This window comes from Janthinobacterium sp. GW458P (genome assembly GCF_002127585.1).
Lineage (GTDB): Bacteria > Pseudomonadota > Gammaproteobacteria > Burkholderiales > Burkholderiaceae_D > Janthinobacterium.
This window is the reverse complement of sequence record NZ_NEGZ01000028.1, coordinates 13,210-29,634: the sequence shown is the minus strand read 5'-3', so window position 1 is coordinate 29,634 and position 16,425 is coordinate 13,210. Positions and strand designations below refer to the sequence as shown.

Below are 16,425 nucleotides of genomic sequence, written 5' to 3'. Positions count from 1 at the left end.
GCGTGCAGACGTTTAAACACTGTATATAATACCAGTATTCAAGTTTCTTGTTTTCACCTGCCGTGAAAAAAACGTGTTGCCGCACGGTAGCCGGCGTTCGTTAGAAAGCGGATGCTTTGCGCCGCGTGGTCGCTTATAATCGTCGTTTGGTAAAAAAATCTCACGCGCGGGACTCCGGCTCCCGCAGCCGTTCATCAGGAGTTATTCATGGCATCAGTCAACAAAGTCATCATCGTCGGCAATCTGGGCCGTGACCCGGAAATCCGCTACATGCCTAGCGGCGACGCGATCGCCAACATCGCCGTGGCCACTTCGTACAAATCGAAGGACCGCAACACGGGCGAACAAAAAGAATTGACAGAGTGGCACCGTATCTCGTTCTTCGGCCGCCTGGCGGAAATCGTCGGCCAGTACCTGAAAAAAGGCTCCTCCGTCTACGTCGAAGGCCGTTTGCAAACGCGTAAATACACGGACAAGGACGGCGTCGAGAAGTACGCAACCGACATCATCGCGGAACAGATGCAAATGCTGGGCGGCCGTTCCGGCATGGGCGGCGGCGATGCCGGCGGCGATGACAGCTACGGCGGTGGCGGCGGCTACGAAGCCCCGGCCCCGCGCCAGGCGCCGGCCCCGCGTCCAGCCCCGGCACCGGCGCCACGCCCGGCACCGAAGCCAGCGCCGAATTTCTCGGACATGGATGACGATATTCCGTTCTAAGCACGCCGTTCCGACGCCTGCCGTCAGAGACTGCCGATAAAAAGCCTGCTTCATCCGTGAAGCAGGCTTTTTTTACGGGCAGGGGCTGCAGAAGGCCATCCGGGTCGGATCGTCACATTCCACAGCAAGAAACGGATGGCGGCGCAGTTCCGATGCTGGTCTGATGGCAGTGTTGACGACGCAGGAGAACCGCATGGATTTTCGCATCACGGGGCTGTCGCCCGAACCTTTTCTGCCTTTTTTTGCTTTATCCGATGCCGAGCTGGCGGCGCGCGGCATGCGGCGCCATGTGGTCGACCAGCATCCCGGATTTCCTGACCGTATAGAAATGGTGGAAGCCGCGCTGGGCGAAACCGTGCTGTTGTTGAATCATGTGTGCCAGCCGGCCATGACGCCCTACCGGGCTTGCCACGCCATTTTTGTCCGCGAGGGGGCCACGCAAGCGTACGATGCCGTCAACCAGGTGCCGGAATCGATGCGGCTGCGTCTGTTGTCGCTGCGCGCCTATTGCGCCGATGGCATGATGCTCGATGCCGAGGTGGTGGAAGGCACCGCCATCGAGGCCGTCATTGCACGATTATTCGGCAATGCGGACGTCAGTTATATCCACGTCCACAATGCCAAGCGGGGCTGTTATGCGGGCCGCATCGACCGCGTTGGCCTGTCCCTGGCTTAATCGCGCAAGCGCATTTCCAGGCTGTAGCTGGCCACGGCATTCCTGCGCGCCGCATTGCGCATCAGATACACCTGCACCGTGTACGCGCCATCGGCTGGCAGCGCCCCCTGGAAGCTGTTGCCGCTGCGCGCACCGACGAACAGCGCTTCCTCCTGGCCGGCCTGGCGGATATTGACGTAATTCGACGCCTGATTGGTTTTCAGCTTGACGCTGAGGGTCTGTCCCGCCTTGCCCGTGACCGTGTATTCGGCCGTGGCGTAGCCCTTGATCTTGCCTTTCACGCTGTACGCGGCTTGGCCTGCCGTCAATTCCACTGTTTCCTTGTGGACAGGATCGGCGCTCCAGGCGGGCGTGGCAAACACGAGGGCCGCCAGCAGCAGGCTGGCGCGGAGGGACAGGTGACGACGCGGCATATGAATTTCCTTTGCACGTGGATTGACAGGCAGGCGATGGTGCTGCCGCCCATCTTACGCCGGCGGCTGCCAGGCGCCTGTACGCCAGCGCGCATGGCCGCATCGAGGACGGTTTTTCCACCTTTCTTGATCCATGTACTTTTTTTGGGCTGCGCACGTTTCAAGCGGCGGCCAAATGCCAGTTTCAGGTAGGCTGACGCGTCTCTATGCTGCGGAACCGGCCGCGGGCGCCGCTGCGCCGGACCGGTTTTGCAAGTCTTTTTCCCTGTATTGAAAGGAACGCAAATGGGTATTTCCGGAAAAGTCGCACTGGTCACGGGTGCCGCGCAAGGCATCGGCAAGGCCATCGCCTTGCGCCTGGCCAAGGATGGCGCCGATATCGCGCTGGTCGACCTGCACCAGGAGAAGCTGGACACGGCCGCCGCCGAAGTGCGCGCGCTGGGACGCCGCGCCGTCACCTTCATTGCCGACGTGTCGCAACTCGATCAGGTCACTGAAGCGGTGGCGTTTGCCGAGAAGCAATTGGGCGGCTTCGACATCATCGTCAACAATGCCGGCATCGCGCAAGTGCAGCCCTTGCTCGATGTTACGCCGGAAGAGGTCGACCGCATCATGCGCATCAATGTGCAAGGAACGCTCTGGGGCATCCAGGCGGCCGCCAGGACTTTCAAGAAGCGCCGGCAGAAGGGCAAGATCATCAATGCCTGTTCCATCGCCGGGCATGACGGCTTTGCCCTGCTGGGCGTGTACTCGGCCACCAAGTTTGCCGTGCGCGCGCTGACGCAGGCGGCGGCCAGGGAGCTGGCCGCCGACGGCATCACCGTCAACGCGTATTGCCCAGGCGTCGTCGGCACCGACATGTGGGTCGAGATCGACAAGCGCATGGCCGAAGTGACGGGCGCCGAGCTGGGGGCGACGTATAAAAAATACGTGGACGGCATTGCGCTGGGACGCGCCGAGACGCCCGACGACGTGGCGGGCCTGGTCTCCTTCCTGGCGGGGCCGGATTCCGACTACATGACGGGCCAGGCGCCGCTGATCGATGGTGGCCTCGTATACCGCTGATGTATTGACCGCGCATAAGAAACAGGCGGCGCACTCATGGAATGCGCCGCCTGTTTGCTTTGCATCAAGGTTTCATTGCACGGATGCCGGGGTGATAAGATCGCAGACTGGATCAACGCCACCGCGCGGGAAAGTTCATCATGCATGCAATAAACAAGCTCATCGCCTTGCGCCCCATTGCCCCTGGCGAAGAGGCGGTATTGGCCCGGCTGTTCCAGCTGTACTGTTACGACAATAGCGCCTGGAGCGGCGAAGACGTGCTGGCCGACGGCCGCTACGATGTGTGCGATGCGGGCCTGGCGTCGTATGTGCATGCAGCGGGCCACACGGCGCACTGGATCGAGGTCGATGGCGAACTGGCGGGTTTTTACATGACGGAGCCGGCCACCGCGGGCGCGTTGCCGGTGCGGGAGTTCAGCGACTTTTTTATTCTGAAAAAATACCGGCGCCGGGGCGTGGCCCTGGAAGTGGTGCGCCGGGTACTGCTGGGCAGCGCGCACACGTGGATGGTGGCAGTGTTCCGCGCCGATGCCGCAGCGCAGGCATTCTGGCGGCAGGCGCTTGCGTGCCTGCCGTTTGCCAGGATCGAGGCGTACGAGGATCCGGACTTGCCGCAGTTCCAGCTGACTTTGCTGAAACCGGCGGCCTGAGCTGCCTTAGAAGCGGACCTTGACATAGGCGGAGGGGCCCGTCAGGCGCACGTTCAGGTCCGCGCTGCGTTCGCTGTCGCGGCGTAGCTTGATTTTCGAGATGCCGTAGTCGGCCACGAAGCCGATGTTCTTGAACGGAAACCATTCCACGCCGATATTGCCGCCGTAGATGTGGCCGTTGATGCGCCCGCCGTTTTTCTTGATGCCCGACGCTTCCGCGTACATGCGCAAGTCCGGCGTGAAGGCGTGGCGCCAGCCCACTTCCAGCAGCGGCGCGAACGCGTGCTCGCCGATGGAATCGCGCGCCGTGGCCGTCTCGCCATTGACGACGCCGGTGGCCGTGCCGTTCAGGCTGGCATGGTAGTAGGCGGCGCCCAGGCCGATGCCGAAGGTGTCGTTGCCGCTGCCGAGCCACCATTTGTAGGCCAGCTTGGCCAGGTCCAGCTTCAGATCGGCGTTCGCCGTGGCCGTGCCCGTGACGGGCTGGCCATTGATGATGGTTTCGCCGGTGAGCGTCGGCGTGTAGGATTTGTCGTAGCGGTAGTAGTCGAATGCCAGGCCGTGGCGGTCGCCGATCAGCAAGTCCGCTTTTACGCGGGGAATCGTGGTGTGGCTCTGCTTGGATTCGGGCGCGTCGATGCGGCCAAACTGCGTGTCGGCGCCGATATTGATGCGCGGCTCGGCCGAAAAAGCGCCTACCGAGATGCTGACGCGGTCCAGGGCGGGCGACGGTTCCGCCCGCGCCGTGGCGGCGGCCGTGGCAATGCCCATGACGCCCAGCATCATGACGCTGCGCAAGGCAAGATGGCGCAAACGTGGTGGCGACAGGCGGGCGGGGACGGGCGTGGCAAACATGGGGCTACTCCTCAAAAATAAAGTGAAAACGGCCGCGACGTCGGGGCGGCTGGTACGGAAATGCAATGAGGAAATGGTAGCAATTGTTGCTTTTGGATCACGTAGCCGCACGGCGCAAGTGGCCGTCGGATTTGTCCTACCGCAGCTAAACCGCATGTCAAGACTGGTGATGAGAGGAAGTCAACGATGCAGGAAATCATGGAACTGGACACGCCGCGTCTGCTGCTGCGGCAATGGCGCGACAGCGACCTGGCGCCGTTCGCGGCCCTGAATGCCGATCCCCGCGTGATGGAGTTTTTCCCGTCCACCCTGTCGCGCGAGGCCAGCGATGCCATGGCGCTGCGCTGCCGTAGCCTGATCGCCGGGCGGGGCTGGGGCTTGTGGGCCGTGGCTTTGCGCGAAAACAATGCCTTCATCGGCATGACGGGGCTGCATATTCCCGCCGTGCAATTACCGTGTTCGCCATGCGTGGAAATCGGCTGGCGCCTGGCCCATGACTACTGGGGACAAGGTTACGCCCAGGAAGCGGCGCAGGCCGCCCTGCAGGCGGGATACGAACGCTTGCAACTGCCGGAAATCGTCTCCTTCACCGCCTTGCCCAACGTGCGCTCAAGCGCCCTGATGGCGCGCCTGGGCATGCGCCGCGAGCAAGCCACCTTCGAGCATCCGGCCCTGCCGCCCGGCCACCGCTTGCGCGCGCATTGCCTGTATCGTCTGACGCGCGCAGAATGGTGTGCCAGAGGAGGAGACACCACATGAGAATCGCCGCCATTTCCGATATCCACGGCAACCTCGACGCGCTCGAGGCCGTGCTGGCCGACATTGCGCAACGGGGCGTGGACGTGACCGTCAACCTCGGCGATATCGTCTCGGGCCATCTGCAGCCGCGCGCCACGGCGGCGCGGCTGATGGCGCTGGACCTGCCCACCATCCGTGGCAACCATGAGCGCCAGCTGTTCGGCGATCCGGCCCGCATGGGCGCGTCGGACGCCTTTGCGCGCGCACAACTGTTGCCCGAGCAACTCGCGTGGATGGACGCGCTGCCCGCCACCTTGCGCTTGCGCAAGGACGTGCTGCTCGTGCATGGCACGCCGACAAGCGACCTCGTGTATTTTCTCGACAGCGTCACGCCGCAAGGCAGCCGCGCCGCCACGCCGGAGGAGGTGGCGGAACGGGCCGGGACGGCCGAGGCGGCCCTGATCCTGTGCGGCCATACCCACATGCCGCGCATGCTGCGCCTGGCCGATGGGCGGCTGGTCCTCAACCCGGGCAGCGTGGGCTTGCAGGCGTATGACGACGACCACGGCTATCCGCACCTGATGGAGAACGGCACGCCGCACGCGCGCTACGCCATCGCCGAGCAGGGCGCGGACGGCGCCTGGACGGCGCAGTTGCATGCGGTCGAGTATGACTGGGACAAGGCGGCCCGGCTGGCGCTGGCCAACGGCCGGCCCGACTGGGTTACGCCCTTGCGCACGGGCTACGTCGGCGCCGCCTGAGGTGTATCAGCAGCCCGGTGCGCGGGTGACGGGCACGGGCACCAGTTCCGTCTTGCCTTCCCTGGCGATCACCTGGTTGATGCTGATGCTGCAGCGCTTGCCTTCCCAAGAGAAAGCCGCTTCGTAATCCTCGCCGGCGCGCGGCGTGAAGGTGATGTCGCCATGGCAGCTGGGCGACACGCTGTCAAAGCGCACGCCGTTGGCCACGTAAAACGGCGAGACATCCTGGAAGCCCAGGCGCAGGCTGCTGGGCTTGCCCGCAGGAATCTCATATTCGCGGAAATAGGCCTTCGAGAAGAAGCCGTCCTTGCGCGCCAGGTTTTGCGACGTTGCCGTTTCCGGAATGCCCAGGCTGGTATTGCTGACCGTGCCGATCAGGGAGCCGAAGGCGGAGCTCATGCCGCCGCTGGCCTTTTCCACGCCATCGCTGAACATGCCGCGGATGCAGCTGCTGTCGCGGTACAGGAAGGCGGTGGCGCCATTCTGGCCGAACAGGCGCAGACGGCTGACGGTGGATGTTGCCGGCGCCGCCGGCGCGCTGGCCGCCTCGGCGGCGGCAGCGGGTGCTTCGGTGGTGGCGATATCCTGGGCAAAGCTGGTGGCGCTGAGCAAGAGGGAAAAGAGGAAAGCAGGTTTTTTCATTGGCTCAAAAAATTATCAAAAAGAAACAATATATACCATAAGGCAATACATTGCTGCTCTTTTTGACAAGCCTGTCACCGTGCCGTTCCCTAGCGGAACTCTTCCGCCACCAGGTTGTACTTCTGCATCTTGTGATACAGGGTCTGTTTCGGCAAGCCCAGCACCGCGCTCACGTCACTGACGTTGCCCGAATATGCGCGCAGTTCCTGTTCGATCAGGGCGCGCTCAAAGCCGTTCACCTGTTCCGCCAGCGACAGGGGGCTGGCCTGGCCGCCCGCCAGCAGGCTCGAGGCGCCGCCGGCAATGCCCAGCACGAAGCGGTCGGCGATATTGCGCAGTTCGCGCACATTGCCGGGCCAGGAATGGGCCATCAGGTTGCGCATCTGCGCGCTGGAAACCACGGGTGCGGCGCGGTTGTAGCGGGCGGCGGCGGCCAGCACGAAGTGCTCGAACAGGATGGGAATATCCTCGCGCCGTTCGCGCAGCGGCGGCAGATGCAGCACGATCAGGTTCAGGCGATAGTACAGGTCGCTGCGGAATTTCTGCTGCTGCGACAAGTCTTCCAGGTCCAGCTTGGCAGCCGCGATGACGCGCACGTCGACGGGCGTGGGCACGTTTGAACCGAGGCGCTCGATATAGCGCTCCTGCAGCACGCGCAGCAATTTGACTTGCAGCGACAGGGGCAGCGATTCAATTTCATCGAGGAAGAAAGTGCCGTGGTCGGCATGCTCGATCTTGCCCACCTGCCGCTTGGCCGCGCCCGTGAACGCGCCCGGTTCGTGGCCGAAGACTTCACTTTCAAAAATGCTTTCGGGAATCGCGCCGCAGTTGACGGCGACAAAGTTGTGCTTGCGGCGGTGGCTGAAGTCGTGCAGGCAGCGGGCCACCATTTCCTTGCCCGTGCCCGTGTCGCCGTAGATCAGCACGTCAGCCGGTTCGTCGGCAACGTCGAGTATCAAGCGCCGTATGTCGCGCATCGCCACGGAATTGCCCAGTAAGCGCGCTTCGATGCCGCCGCCGTCCTCGAGCTGGCGGCGCAGGCTGTGCACTTCCAGCATGAGCCTGCGCGTTTCCAGCGCGCGCAGGATGACGTCGACCAGCTGGTCGGAGGAATACGGTTTTTCGATGAAGTCGTAGGCGCCCGTGCGCATGGCGTGCACGGCCATGGTGATGTCGCCGTGGCCCGTGACGAGGATCACGGGCAGGTGCGGGTCCAGCGTCTTGACCGCTTGCAGCAGCTCCAGGCCGCTCATGCCGGGCAGGCGCACGTCGCTGACGATGATGCCGGGAAAATCCGGCGTCAGCAGTTTATAGGCCAGTTCGGCCGAGTGAAACGCCAGCACGTCCAGGCCGGCCAGCTGCAATGCCTGCTCGCTGCCCTCGCGCACGGTGGGGTCGTCCTCGACCAGCAAGACCTTCAAGCCGTCAAACATGTTTTTCCTCCTGCGTTGCAATCTGTAGTTCGATGGTGAAGACGGCGCCGCCGCCGGGGGCGTTTTCGGCGCGCAGCACGCCGCCGAACTGGCGCGTGATCTGTTCGGAGATGGCCAGTCCCAGGCCCAGCCCCAGCCCCTGCGGTTTGGTCGTGAAGAACGGCTCGAACAGGTGTTCATACACTTCCGTCGACAGGCCGGGGCCCGTGTCGGCCACGTGGATCAGCACATGCTCCTGCGTGCATTCGACGGACACGCGCAGGCTGCGCACGTCGCTGCCGTTCATGGCGTCGAGCGCATTGGCATACAGGTTCACCAGCACCTGCTCCAGGCGGTTGCTTTCGCACATGGCGAAGATGTCGTCGGGCGGCAGTTGCAAAGTAAAACGCACATTTTCCACCTGCAGGCGGCGCTCGACGAGGAACAGGGCGTTGCTGATCGCCGTGGGAATCGAGACGGAAGTCAGGCTGGTCGTCGATTTGCGCGCAAAAACTTTCAATTGGCCTGTAATTGTCCCCATCCTGGCCGCAATTTGCGAGATCTTCGCCAGATTGCGCCGCGCGTCGTCGAGCCGGCCCCGTTCGAGCAGGATGACGGCATTGTCGGACATGGTGCGCAGCGCCGTCAGCGGCTGGTTCAGTTCGTGCGTGATGCTGGCCGACATCTGCCCCAGCACGGCCATCTTGCCGGCCTGAAATAGTTCATTCTGCGTGATGTGCAGCTTTTGCTCGGCCTTGCTGCGCACCTCGATTTCCTGGCTCAGGCTTTGCGTCATGGCGTTCAGTTCCGACGTGCGTTCCTCGACCATGGCTTCCAGGTTGTCATAGGCGTGCTGCAAGTCTTCGCGGGCGCGCAGTTTTTGCGCCACGGCGGCGCGGCGCTGGCGCAGGTAAAAGAACAGCAGCATGAAAAAGCCCAGCAGCACGCACGAGAAGGCGGCCGCGGCGCGGGCGCTGGCCTTCGCTTGCGCCAGGTCGGACAGGTAAATGAAGGTCCAGCCTTGCGGCGACTTGAGCTTGATCTGCGTCATGACGCTGGAGCTGATCTTCGGCGGCGCGTCGGCATGCTCGTGTTCGCGCACGCTGATCACGCGCGCGCCATTGCCCAACTGGCGGTCCGACACGAAGGGGATGGCTTCCAGCTGTTTCGAGTAATACTGGCGCGTGCGGTTCAGTTCGGCCAGCACGGCGGGCGACAGGGGCGCCAGGGTCTTGTATTTCCAGTCCGCCATGGAGCTGAGGAAGATGACGCCGTGTTCGTCGGCCAGCATGACCTTGTCGGCGCCCTGCACCCAGCGCTTTTCCAGCGTTTCCAGGTTGACCTTCACCGTTGCCAGGCCCAGCATGTGGCCATTCTGGTAGATGCCGTGGGCAAAGAAGTAGCCGGGCTCCAGCCGCGTCGTGCCGACGCCATAAAAACGCCCCGGCGTGCCGCGCAGCGCATCCTGGGCATACGGGCGGAATGAGATATTGTCGCCAATAAAGCTGTCGGGCCCCTGCCAGTTGCTGGCGGCCCGCGTGTTGCCGTCGAGGTTGCTGATGAAAATCGTTGACGATTTCGCCTGGGCGTTCATCTGCTCGAGGTAATGGTTGACCGTGTCGACCAGCACCGGGTCTTCCGGGTGCTGCAGCAAACGGATGACGTCGCGGTTCAGCTCCAGGGTCTTGGGCAGGAAGTCGTATTTCTCCAGCGCATTTTCCAGGCTGCTCACATACACCTCGAGGCGCTGCGCGCCGCTGGCCTGCAGCTTGCCGATGGCGATGCGTTCGGTCCAGAAGTACACGAGCCAGACGGTGGCCAGGCAGGCGGCCAGCACCACGCCCCAGGCCAGCGTTTCGCGGCCCGACCGTTGCGACAGGCGCTGGCGCCAGGAAAGGGAGGGTTTGGTAGTACTGCTATTCATAAAATCAGCTGCCAACTTGCAAGAACCCACAGTATCGCATTTAAATATTGCGTCAAAAGAAAAAGCCGCCGGATATGCATCCGGCGGCTCACGCTTATATTTCACGGACATTCCGACGTCCGACAAAACCGTAGCGAGCGGCAGTGGGGCTCGGCGCCCCCTTGTGGCCGAGAAGCGCCACCGTACGCTAGTACGGTGGCGCCGAGCCGGTGAGCATCGCCGGCCGCAAGGCGCGCCGCGCAGTAGATTTTGGCCGACGTCCTTAGAACGTGTGACGCATACCTAAGTTGAAACCGCTGTTGCCGGTGCCATTGTCGGTGGCGTTGCCGACGACGAAGGTGGCGCCGTTCTTGTTGCTGATGTGGCCGTAGCCGGTGTACAGGTCGGTGCGCTTGGACAGGGCGTAGAAGGCGCCGATGGCCCATTGCTGGGCGTCACGGTTCAGGCTGCTCTTGTCGTTGTGGCGGATGTACGACGCGACCAGCTTGGTGGCGCCGAACGGGGCGCTGAAGCCGACCAGGATGTCATTGCTCTTGCTGTCGTCGAGGGCGCGGTTGTCGGCGTAGCCGAAGTTACCTTGCAGTACGCCAAAATCGTAGCGCGTGGCCAGCAGGGTGTTGCGGGTCTGCTGGGTCGCCAGCGAATTTTCCTTGCGGTGATGCGTCAGGGTCACGTTCAGCGGACCGTCGATGTAGTGCACGGCGCCGCCCATGCTGCGGTTTTTCGCGTTGTCGCCGGCCACTTCGCCGAAGCCGTACGCCAGGTCGGCCGACAGCTTGCTCCAGGTCGGCGTGCTGTATTGCACCATGTTATCGACGCGGATATTCGTCACCATCAGGTTCGACGCCGTGCCGGCCAGGCCGATGACGAACGGATCGGCCACGTCGCGCAGGGCCAGGTAGTACGGAGAATATTGGCGGCCCAGGGTGACGGCGCCGGCGCTGCCGGTCAGGCCGACATAGGCCTGGCGGCCGAACAGCAGGCCGCCCTGGCCCGAGGTGCCGGTATCGATATTGAAACCGCTTTCCAGCACGAAGGTAGCGGCCAGGCCGCCGCCCAGGTCTTCCTTGCCTTTGAAGCCGATGCGCGAGCCGGAGGCGACGCCGGAAGCGACGCGGTTCAGGCGGTCGCCGGCCGCATCCTTGTCGAACACGAGGCCGGCGTCTGCCACGCCGTAGATGGTCACGCTCGATTGTGCCAATGCGCCGCCGGAAGCTGCGCCGAGGGCCAACAGGGTAAACAGGACTTTTTTCATGAAAATCTCTCTAATAGGTTGGAATGACTACTGATCGCACTACCTGACTGCTTGTTACTCAACATGGACAACAAATAAATAGCCCGCTTGTGGCGGGCCATGGCGCTATCAGGCTTTGCTAGCGTGGTCAGCTTCGCCCCAATGGCTTTCCGTGTTCTGGTTGGCGGCGTTGGCCGCGGCTGCTTCTTCTTCCGTGGCCAGGCCACCTTCCCACTTGGCGACGACTGCCGTGGCGACGGCGTTGCCGACCGCATTGGTAGCCGAACGGCCCATGTCGAGGAACTGGTCGACACCCATCAGCAGCAGCAGGCCCGCTTCCGGGATGTTGAATTGGTTCAATGTTGCCGCAATGACTACCAGCGAGGCGCGCGGTACGCCGGCCATGCCTTTCGAGGTCAGCATCAGCAGCAGCAGCATGGTGATCTGCGTGCCGATCGACAGGTCGATACCATAGGCTTGCGCAATGAACAGCACGGCGAAGGTGCAGTACATCATCGAGCCGTCCAGATTGAAGGAGTAGCCCATCGGCAACACGAAGCTGGAAATCTTGCGGTCCACGCCGAACTGGTCGAGCGCCGTCAGCAGTTTTGGATAGGCCGCTTCCGAACTGGCCGTCGAGAATGCCAGCAGGAACGGTTCGCGGATCAGGCCCACGAGCTTGAAGACGCGGGGGCCGATGACGATGAAGCCGGCGCCGATCAGCAGGGCCCACAGGCACATCAGGCCCAGGTAGAAGCCGCCCATGAACTTGGCAAACGTGACCAGCACGCCCAGGCCGTGCGTGGTGATGACGGACGCCATGGCGGCGAACACGGCCAGCGGGGCCAGGTTCATGATGGTGCCGGTGATGCGCAGCATGACTTGCGCCAGCTGATCGACGACGGCCGTCAGGGTCTTGCCCGATTCGCCCAGGCCGGCCAGTGCGCCGCCGAAGAAGATCGAGAACACCAGCACTTGCAGGATTTCATTGTTGGCCATGGCCTCGATCGGCGACTTCGGCACCAGATGCGTGAAGAAATCTTTCAAGGTGAAGGCGGCCGTTTTCAAATTCGTTGAAGCGTGTACGTCCGGCAATGGCAAGCCCAGGTTGGTACCGAGCTGCATCAGGTTCGACAGCACCATGCCCAGCGCCAGCGAGACCAGCGAGGCGACGACGAACCAGCACATGGCTTTCAGGCCGATGCGGCCGGCCGTCTTGCCGTCGCCCATGTGGGCGATGCCGACCGTCAGGGTGGAGAACACCAGCAGCGCAATGATCATCTTGATCAGGCGCAAGAAGACGTCGGTGACGATGGAAATATTGCCAGCGATTTGAGCGCTGAGCTTGGCATCAGGGAAGGCGGTGTTGCATCCATAGCCCACGGCAATGCCGAGGATCATGGCAATCAGGATGTACAGGGTTAATGGCCGTTTCTTTTTCATTATGACTCCTCCGGTGAAACGCCGCTGTGAGCGGATTATTGATTGCGAGCAACTCAAGCTTGGAGTCAATATTTCTCAAAAACAAGCCCTTGCGTGCCAGCGATTATTTGCAGCAAAACCTGTACATAGCAAAGGATATGCCTGAAATGGGAATTTGGGACCGAACTTCTTAAGTTGTTGATTTGAGGAAGCTTTTTTTGTTGCTTAGATGTCGCAACTTTGCACGTTTGCGCGAAATATTGGACGCGGCAGGCCATCGCTGTATGACTTTTCATACGCTAGTCACGGCAGGGTGGCGCCGCGCCAAAAAGACAAGATTATCAGGACAATAAAAAAGCCCCTCCGAAGAGGGGCTTGATATGGCGCAATGCGTGTTTAGAACTTGATATTGGCCGTCAGGCTGAACGAACGGGGCTGGCCGGGCGTGTAGCGGAAGCCGGACTTGTTGATGGCCGCCACATAGGTCTTGTCGGCCAGGTTGTAGGCGTTCAACTGCAAGTCGAGGTTCTTGTTGACGGTATAGCTTGCCATGGCGTCGAAGACCCAGTAGGCATCGACGCGGGCCGGCGTGCCGACGGCGCCGTCGGTGCCGCGCAGCATTTCACCGACGTAACGGGCGCCGCCGCCGATCTTCAGGCCGAAGGGCAGGGTGTACGACGTCCAGCCCGTGAACGCCTGTTTCGGCGTGTAGCTGAGGTTATTGATGCCGCTGGCCGTGACGACCTTGCCCGACTCGACCTTGGTATTCATGCGCGTGTAGCCGGCGCTGACCAGCCAGTTCGGCATGATTTCGCCCACCATGCCGATTTCGACGCCCTGCACGCGTTTCTTGCCATTCTGATAGTAGACCAGGTCGACGGGATCTTGTTCCACTTCATTTTTCACGTCCGTCTGGTAGATGGCGGCCGACAGCGACAGTTTTTGTTTCAGGAAATCCCACTTGGTGCCGATTTCCTTGGTCGTGGTTTCCTGCGGATCATAGATCGGATTTTGCGCGCTGCTGGCGCCCGTGCTCAGCGTAAAGTTGGTGCCCGGCGGCGCCTTCGACGTGGCCCACAGCGCATACACGCTGCTGTCCGGCGTCGGCTTGTACAGGGCCGAGATCTTGCCGTTGGCGAAGGTGTCGTTCAGGGTGATGTGAACAGGAATAGGCGTGCCCACCGGCAATTTTTGCACCTGGCCCGGGGCGACGGCCGTTTGCAGGGTGACGGAGTCATAGCTGGTGTTGAAATGGTCGAAGCGCACGCCGCCGTTGAAGATCCATTTGTCGCCGAACTTGATGGTGTCGAAGACATACGCGCTTTGCGTGTTGACTTCGCCCTGGCTGTAGGCGCCGCTGCGCACGGGCTGGTAGCCAGTGACGGGGTCGCGCGGGTTCGGATGGTAGAGATTGGCGTCCGGCATGGTGCCCAGGCTGGCGGGCACATAGCCGTAGTTGGTCTGCTTTTCGCTGGTGAACTCGGCGCCGGCCACCACGGAGTGCTTGAGCACGCCCGTGTCGAATTGCGCGCTGATGACGGTCTGGTTGGTCAGGATCGTGTTTTCCTGGTCCTTCACCGTGCGCAGCGAGCGCGCCAGGGTCCAGGTCGACGGGTCGGTGGCGACCGGCGTCTTCAGGTTGGCGGTGCTGCCCATGAAGGCCGTCAGCAGGTAATCCTGCTGGGTCTTGCCGTAGCGCGTGGTGTTTTGCAGCTGCAGCGTGGGCGAGAAATCATGGTCGATGCGCAAGGTGCCCATGTCGGCCTTGACCTTGTCGTGGTCCGCGGTGGAGCCGTAGAAGTTCTTCGGATCGACCCTGGCCGCGCCGTTCAGGAAGGTGCGGATGACCTTGTTCGTCGGCGTGATGCTGTCCGGCGTGCTGTAGCCGGGCAGGCCGATGGTGGGCACGAAGCCGTCGGGCACGTTGTTTTGATCCACGTGCAGGTAGCTGGCCGTGACGCGCGTCGGCTTGCCGATGCCGAAGGTGACGGTGGGCGCGAAGGCCCAGCGCTTGTTCTTGACTTCATCGCGCGCCGGATTGCCGCTGTCCTGCGTCATCAGGTTCAGGCGCAATGCCGTGCCGGTATCGCTGTCGAGGATGCGGTTCCAGTCGGCCGTGGCGCGTTTCTGCTTGCCGCTGCCGGCCGTCAGCAGGGAATTGAACTTGTTTTCCATGGTCGCCGTCTTGCTGACCAGGTTGATCGAGCCCGTCGGCGAACCGCGGCCGCTGTCCGTGCCCGCCGGGCCCTTCAGCACGTCGATCTGTTCGATGTTGAAGACGTCGCGCGAGATGGAGCCGACGTCGCGCACGCCATCGACATAGATGCTGCCCGAGGCGTCGAAGCCGCGCATGTAGACGGCGTCGCCCGTGTTCGTGTTGCCATTCTCGCCGAGGAAGAAGGTGCCCACGCCCGGCGTGTTGCGCAGCGCATCCGTCAGGGTCAGCGCGCCTTGCTGTTCGATCAATTCTTTCTTGATCACGACGATGGTTTGCGCCGTGTTGACGAGCTCTTCCGTGTACTTCGGCGACGAGGCTTTCTCGGCCTTGAAATCATTTTCCTTGGAACTGACGACCTTGATTTCATTGAGGGTTTGCTGCGATGCGGGCGCGCTCTGGCCTGCCGGGTCGGCCGCCTGGGCGGCGACGGGCAGCAGCATCACGGCCAGGGCGGCGCCGACGTGCTGGTTGAAACGGGATGGGGCGTGTTTGCGGCTCTTGATTGCCATCTTGCTCTCTCGATAAGGTCAGGGTAGTGGTTCCTGGCTGGCGCTGCGCGGCGGTGCGTTGGCACACGGGCAAGTGGCTGGCGGTGGACGAATAGAGCGACATTGTAATTATTGGGCGCTTATTCGTAAATGAGAATCGTTATCAGTCTCGTTTACGCAACGAATTGGGCGTGCCGCAAAAAAAACACGGTCATGCCGCATGCGTGCTTGCTTTGCTGGCCGGCCGCTGCTACGCGCGCAAGCGTCGGGCGGCGGGAGTATGATGAGCAACCTTTACAATTGACCGCCAAGCATGCTGCAGACTCCCGATGCCTTTGTCCCCCTGATCGATGCGCCCGAACCGGCCCCGGCCGCCGAGCAGACGCTGACCTTTGTCTTCCACCGCGGACGCCTGCTGCTGCGTGCGCCCGGGCTGACCCTGCCCACTGCCGCCGAGGCGGCGGCGCTCGATATCGACCTGAGCCGTGCCCAGCCCGTCGGCCTGTGGCAAGGCCGCTATTGCCAGACGGTCTGGACGGATGTGGAGCAGCTGCCGGCCGACAGCGGCCTGGCGTATCACCCCATGCGCTCGCTGTTCCATGCCGTCGACGACGCCTTCCTGGGCCTGGCCAGCCGCGCCGCGCAGCTGGCCGAATGGGCGCGCACGCACCGCCATTGCGGCGTGTGCGCCACGCCCATGCAGCGCACGCGCGGCGAACGCTGCTTTACCTGCGCCGCCTGCGGCATGCTCGCCTATCCGCGCATTTCGCCGGCCATGATGGTGCTCATCCGCAAGGGCCAGCACGTGCTGCTGGCCATGCACAGGCATTCACCGTCGCAGCGTTTCAGTCCGCTGGCCGGTTTCCTGGAAGCGGGCGAATCGATCGAGGAAGCCGTGCACCGCGAAGTGATGGAAGAGGTGGGCTTGCGCGTGCATAATCTGCAGTACTTCATGAGCCAATCCTGGCCGTTTCCCCATTCGCTGATGATCGCGTTTACGGCTGACTACCTCGACGGCGAGATCCGCCTCGACGAGAACGAGATTGCCGAGGCGCGCTGGTTCGGCCCCGGTGATGTCTGGCCGGAAGCGAGTTCGAGCGTGTCGATCTCCGCGTTGCTGGTCGGCGCGCACCGGCCGCCGGCGTAGCGGGAAAGTAGGGCGGCTCAGGCAGCCTGCCACATTTTCTATATACTGGCGGCAATTGAAAAT

15 protein-coding genes are annotated in these 16,425 nt (G+C 62.5%); 7 read left to right on the top strand and 8 right to left on the bottom strand.

Annotated features, from left to right (window positions below; genetic code table 11):
- Positions 1–207 precede the first annotated feature (207 nt).
- Positions 208–717 (top strand): single-stranded DNA-binding protein, encoded by a 510-nt coding sequence (gene ssb, locus CBW50_RS16510; protein WP_076569341.1) that lies wholly within the window; start codon positions 208–210, stop codon positions 715–717.
- Between the two features lie 193 nt (positions 718–910).
- The gene (locus tag CBW50_RS16505; protein ID WP_086146598.1) at positions 911–1,393 is read left to right on the top strand and encodes a DUF1203 domain-containing protein; all 483 of its coding nucleotides are present in this window, start codon (positions 911–913) and stop codon (positions 1,391–1,393) included.
- Here CBW50_RS16505 and CBW50_RS16500 read toward each other — a convergent pair.
- Positions 1,390–1,806 (bottom strand): hypothetical protein, encoded by a 417-nt coding sequence (locus CBW50_RS16500; RefSeq protein WP_086146573.1) that lies wholly within the window; start codon positions 1,804–1,806, stop codon positions 1,390–1,392. The genes CBW50_RS16505 and CBW50_RS16500 overlap by 4 nt on opposite strands.
- 285 nt (positions 1,807–2,091) lie before the next feature.
- Between CBW50_RS16500 and CBW50_RS16495 the strand changes: the two genes are divergently transcribed.
- On the top strand, positions 2,092–2,871 hold the full coding sequence (locus CBW50_RS16495; RefSeq protein ID WP_086146572.1) for an acetoin reductase: 780 nt from the start codon (positions 2,092–2,094) through the stop codon (positions 2,869–2,871).
- Positions 2,872–3,011: 140 nt separating this feature from the next.
- Complete coding sequence (locus CBW50_RS16490) at positions 3,012–3,521, top strand: GNAT family N-acetyltransferase (RefSeq protein WP_086146571.1); 510 nt, start codon at positions 3,012–3,014, stop codon at positions 3,519–3,521.
- Between the two features lie 6 nt (positions 3,522–3,527).
- Here CBW50_RS16490 and CBW50_RS16485 read toward each other — a convergent pair whose 3' ends face one another.
- Entirely contained in the window at positions 3,528–4,376 is an 849-nt protein-coding gene (locus CBW50_RS16485; RefSeq protein ID WP_086146570.1) for a hypothetical protein, read from the bottom strand.
- A 186-nt stretch (positions 4,377–4,562) separates the two neighbouring features.
- Between CBW50_RS16485 and CBW50_RS16480 the strand changes: the two genes are divergently transcribed.
- Both CBW50_RS16480 and CBW50_RS16475 read left to right on the top strand, forming a co-directional pair.
- Positions 4,563–5,135 (top strand): GNAT family N-acetyltransferase, encoded by a 573-nt coding sequence (locus tag CBW50_RS16480; RefSeq protein WP_086146569.1) that lies wholly within the window; start codon positions 4,563–4,565, stop codon positions 5,133–5,135.
- A complete protein-coding gene (locus CBW50_RS16475; protein ID WP_086146568.1) occupies positions 5,132–5,875 on the top strand; it encodes a metallophosphoesterase family protein in 744 nt (247 codons plus the stop codon). The genes CBW50_RS16480 and CBW50_RS16475 overlap by 4 nt, the downstream gene beginning before the upstream one ends.
- 6 nt (positions 5,876–5,881) lie before the next feature.
- Here CBW50_RS16475 and CBW50_RS16470 read toward each other — a convergent pair whose 3' ends face one another.
- From CBW50_RS16470 to CBW50_RS16445, 6 genes are all read right to left on the bottom strand, one after another.
- Positions 5,882–6,517 (bottom strand): hypothetical protein, encoded by a 636-nt coding sequence (locus CBW50_RS16470; protein ID WP_139842548.1) that lies wholly within the window; start codon positions 6,515–6,517, stop codon positions 5,882–5,884.
- Between the two features lie 89 nt (positions 6,518–6,606).
- Positions 6,607–7,950: a sigma-54 dependent transcriptional regulator gene (locus CBW50_RS16465; protein WP_086146566.1), complete on the bottom strand. Its 1,344-nt coding sequence runs from the start codon at positions 7,948–7,950 to the stop codon at positions 6,607–6,609.
- Complete coding sequence (locus tag CBW50_RS16460; RefSeq protein ID WP_086146565.1) at positions 7,943–9,853, bottom strand: ATP-binding protein; 1,911 nt, start codon at positions 9,851–9,853, stop codon at positions 7,943–7,945. Before CBW50_RS16460 ends, CBW50_RS16465 begins: the two co-directional genes overlap by 8 nt.
- A 262-nt stretch (positions 9,854–10,115) precedes the next feature.
- A complete protein-coding gene (locus CBW50_RS16455; RefSeq protein ID WP_086146564.1) occupies positions 10,116–11,108 on the bottom strand; it encodes a porin in 993 nt (330 codons plus the stop codon).
- A 108-nt stretch (positions 11,109–11,216) separates the two neighbouring features.
- A complete protein-coding gene (locus tag CBW50_RS16450) occupies positions 11,217–12,530 on the bottom strand; it encodes a dicarboxylate/amino acid:cation symporter (protein WP_086146563.1) in 1,314 nt (437 codons plus the stop codon).
- Positions 12,531–12,905: 375 nt separating this feature from the next.
- Positions 12,906–15,236: a catecholate siderophore receptor Fiu gene (locus tag CBW50_RS16445; protein ID WP_086146562.1), complete on the bottom strand. Its 2,331-nt coding sequence runs from the start codon at positions 15,234–15,236 to the stop codon at positions 12,906–12,908.
- 292 nt (positions 15,237–15,528) lie between these two features.
- On the opposite strand from CBW50_RS16445, the gene nudC reads away from it, so the two are divergent.
- Complete coding sequence (gene nudC / locus CBW50_RS16440) at positions 15,529–16,362, top strand: NAD(+) diphosphatase (protein WP_086146561.1); 834 nt, start codon at positions 15,529–15,531, stop codon at positions 16,360–16,362.
- Positions 16,363–16,425: the final 63 nt, after the last annotated feature.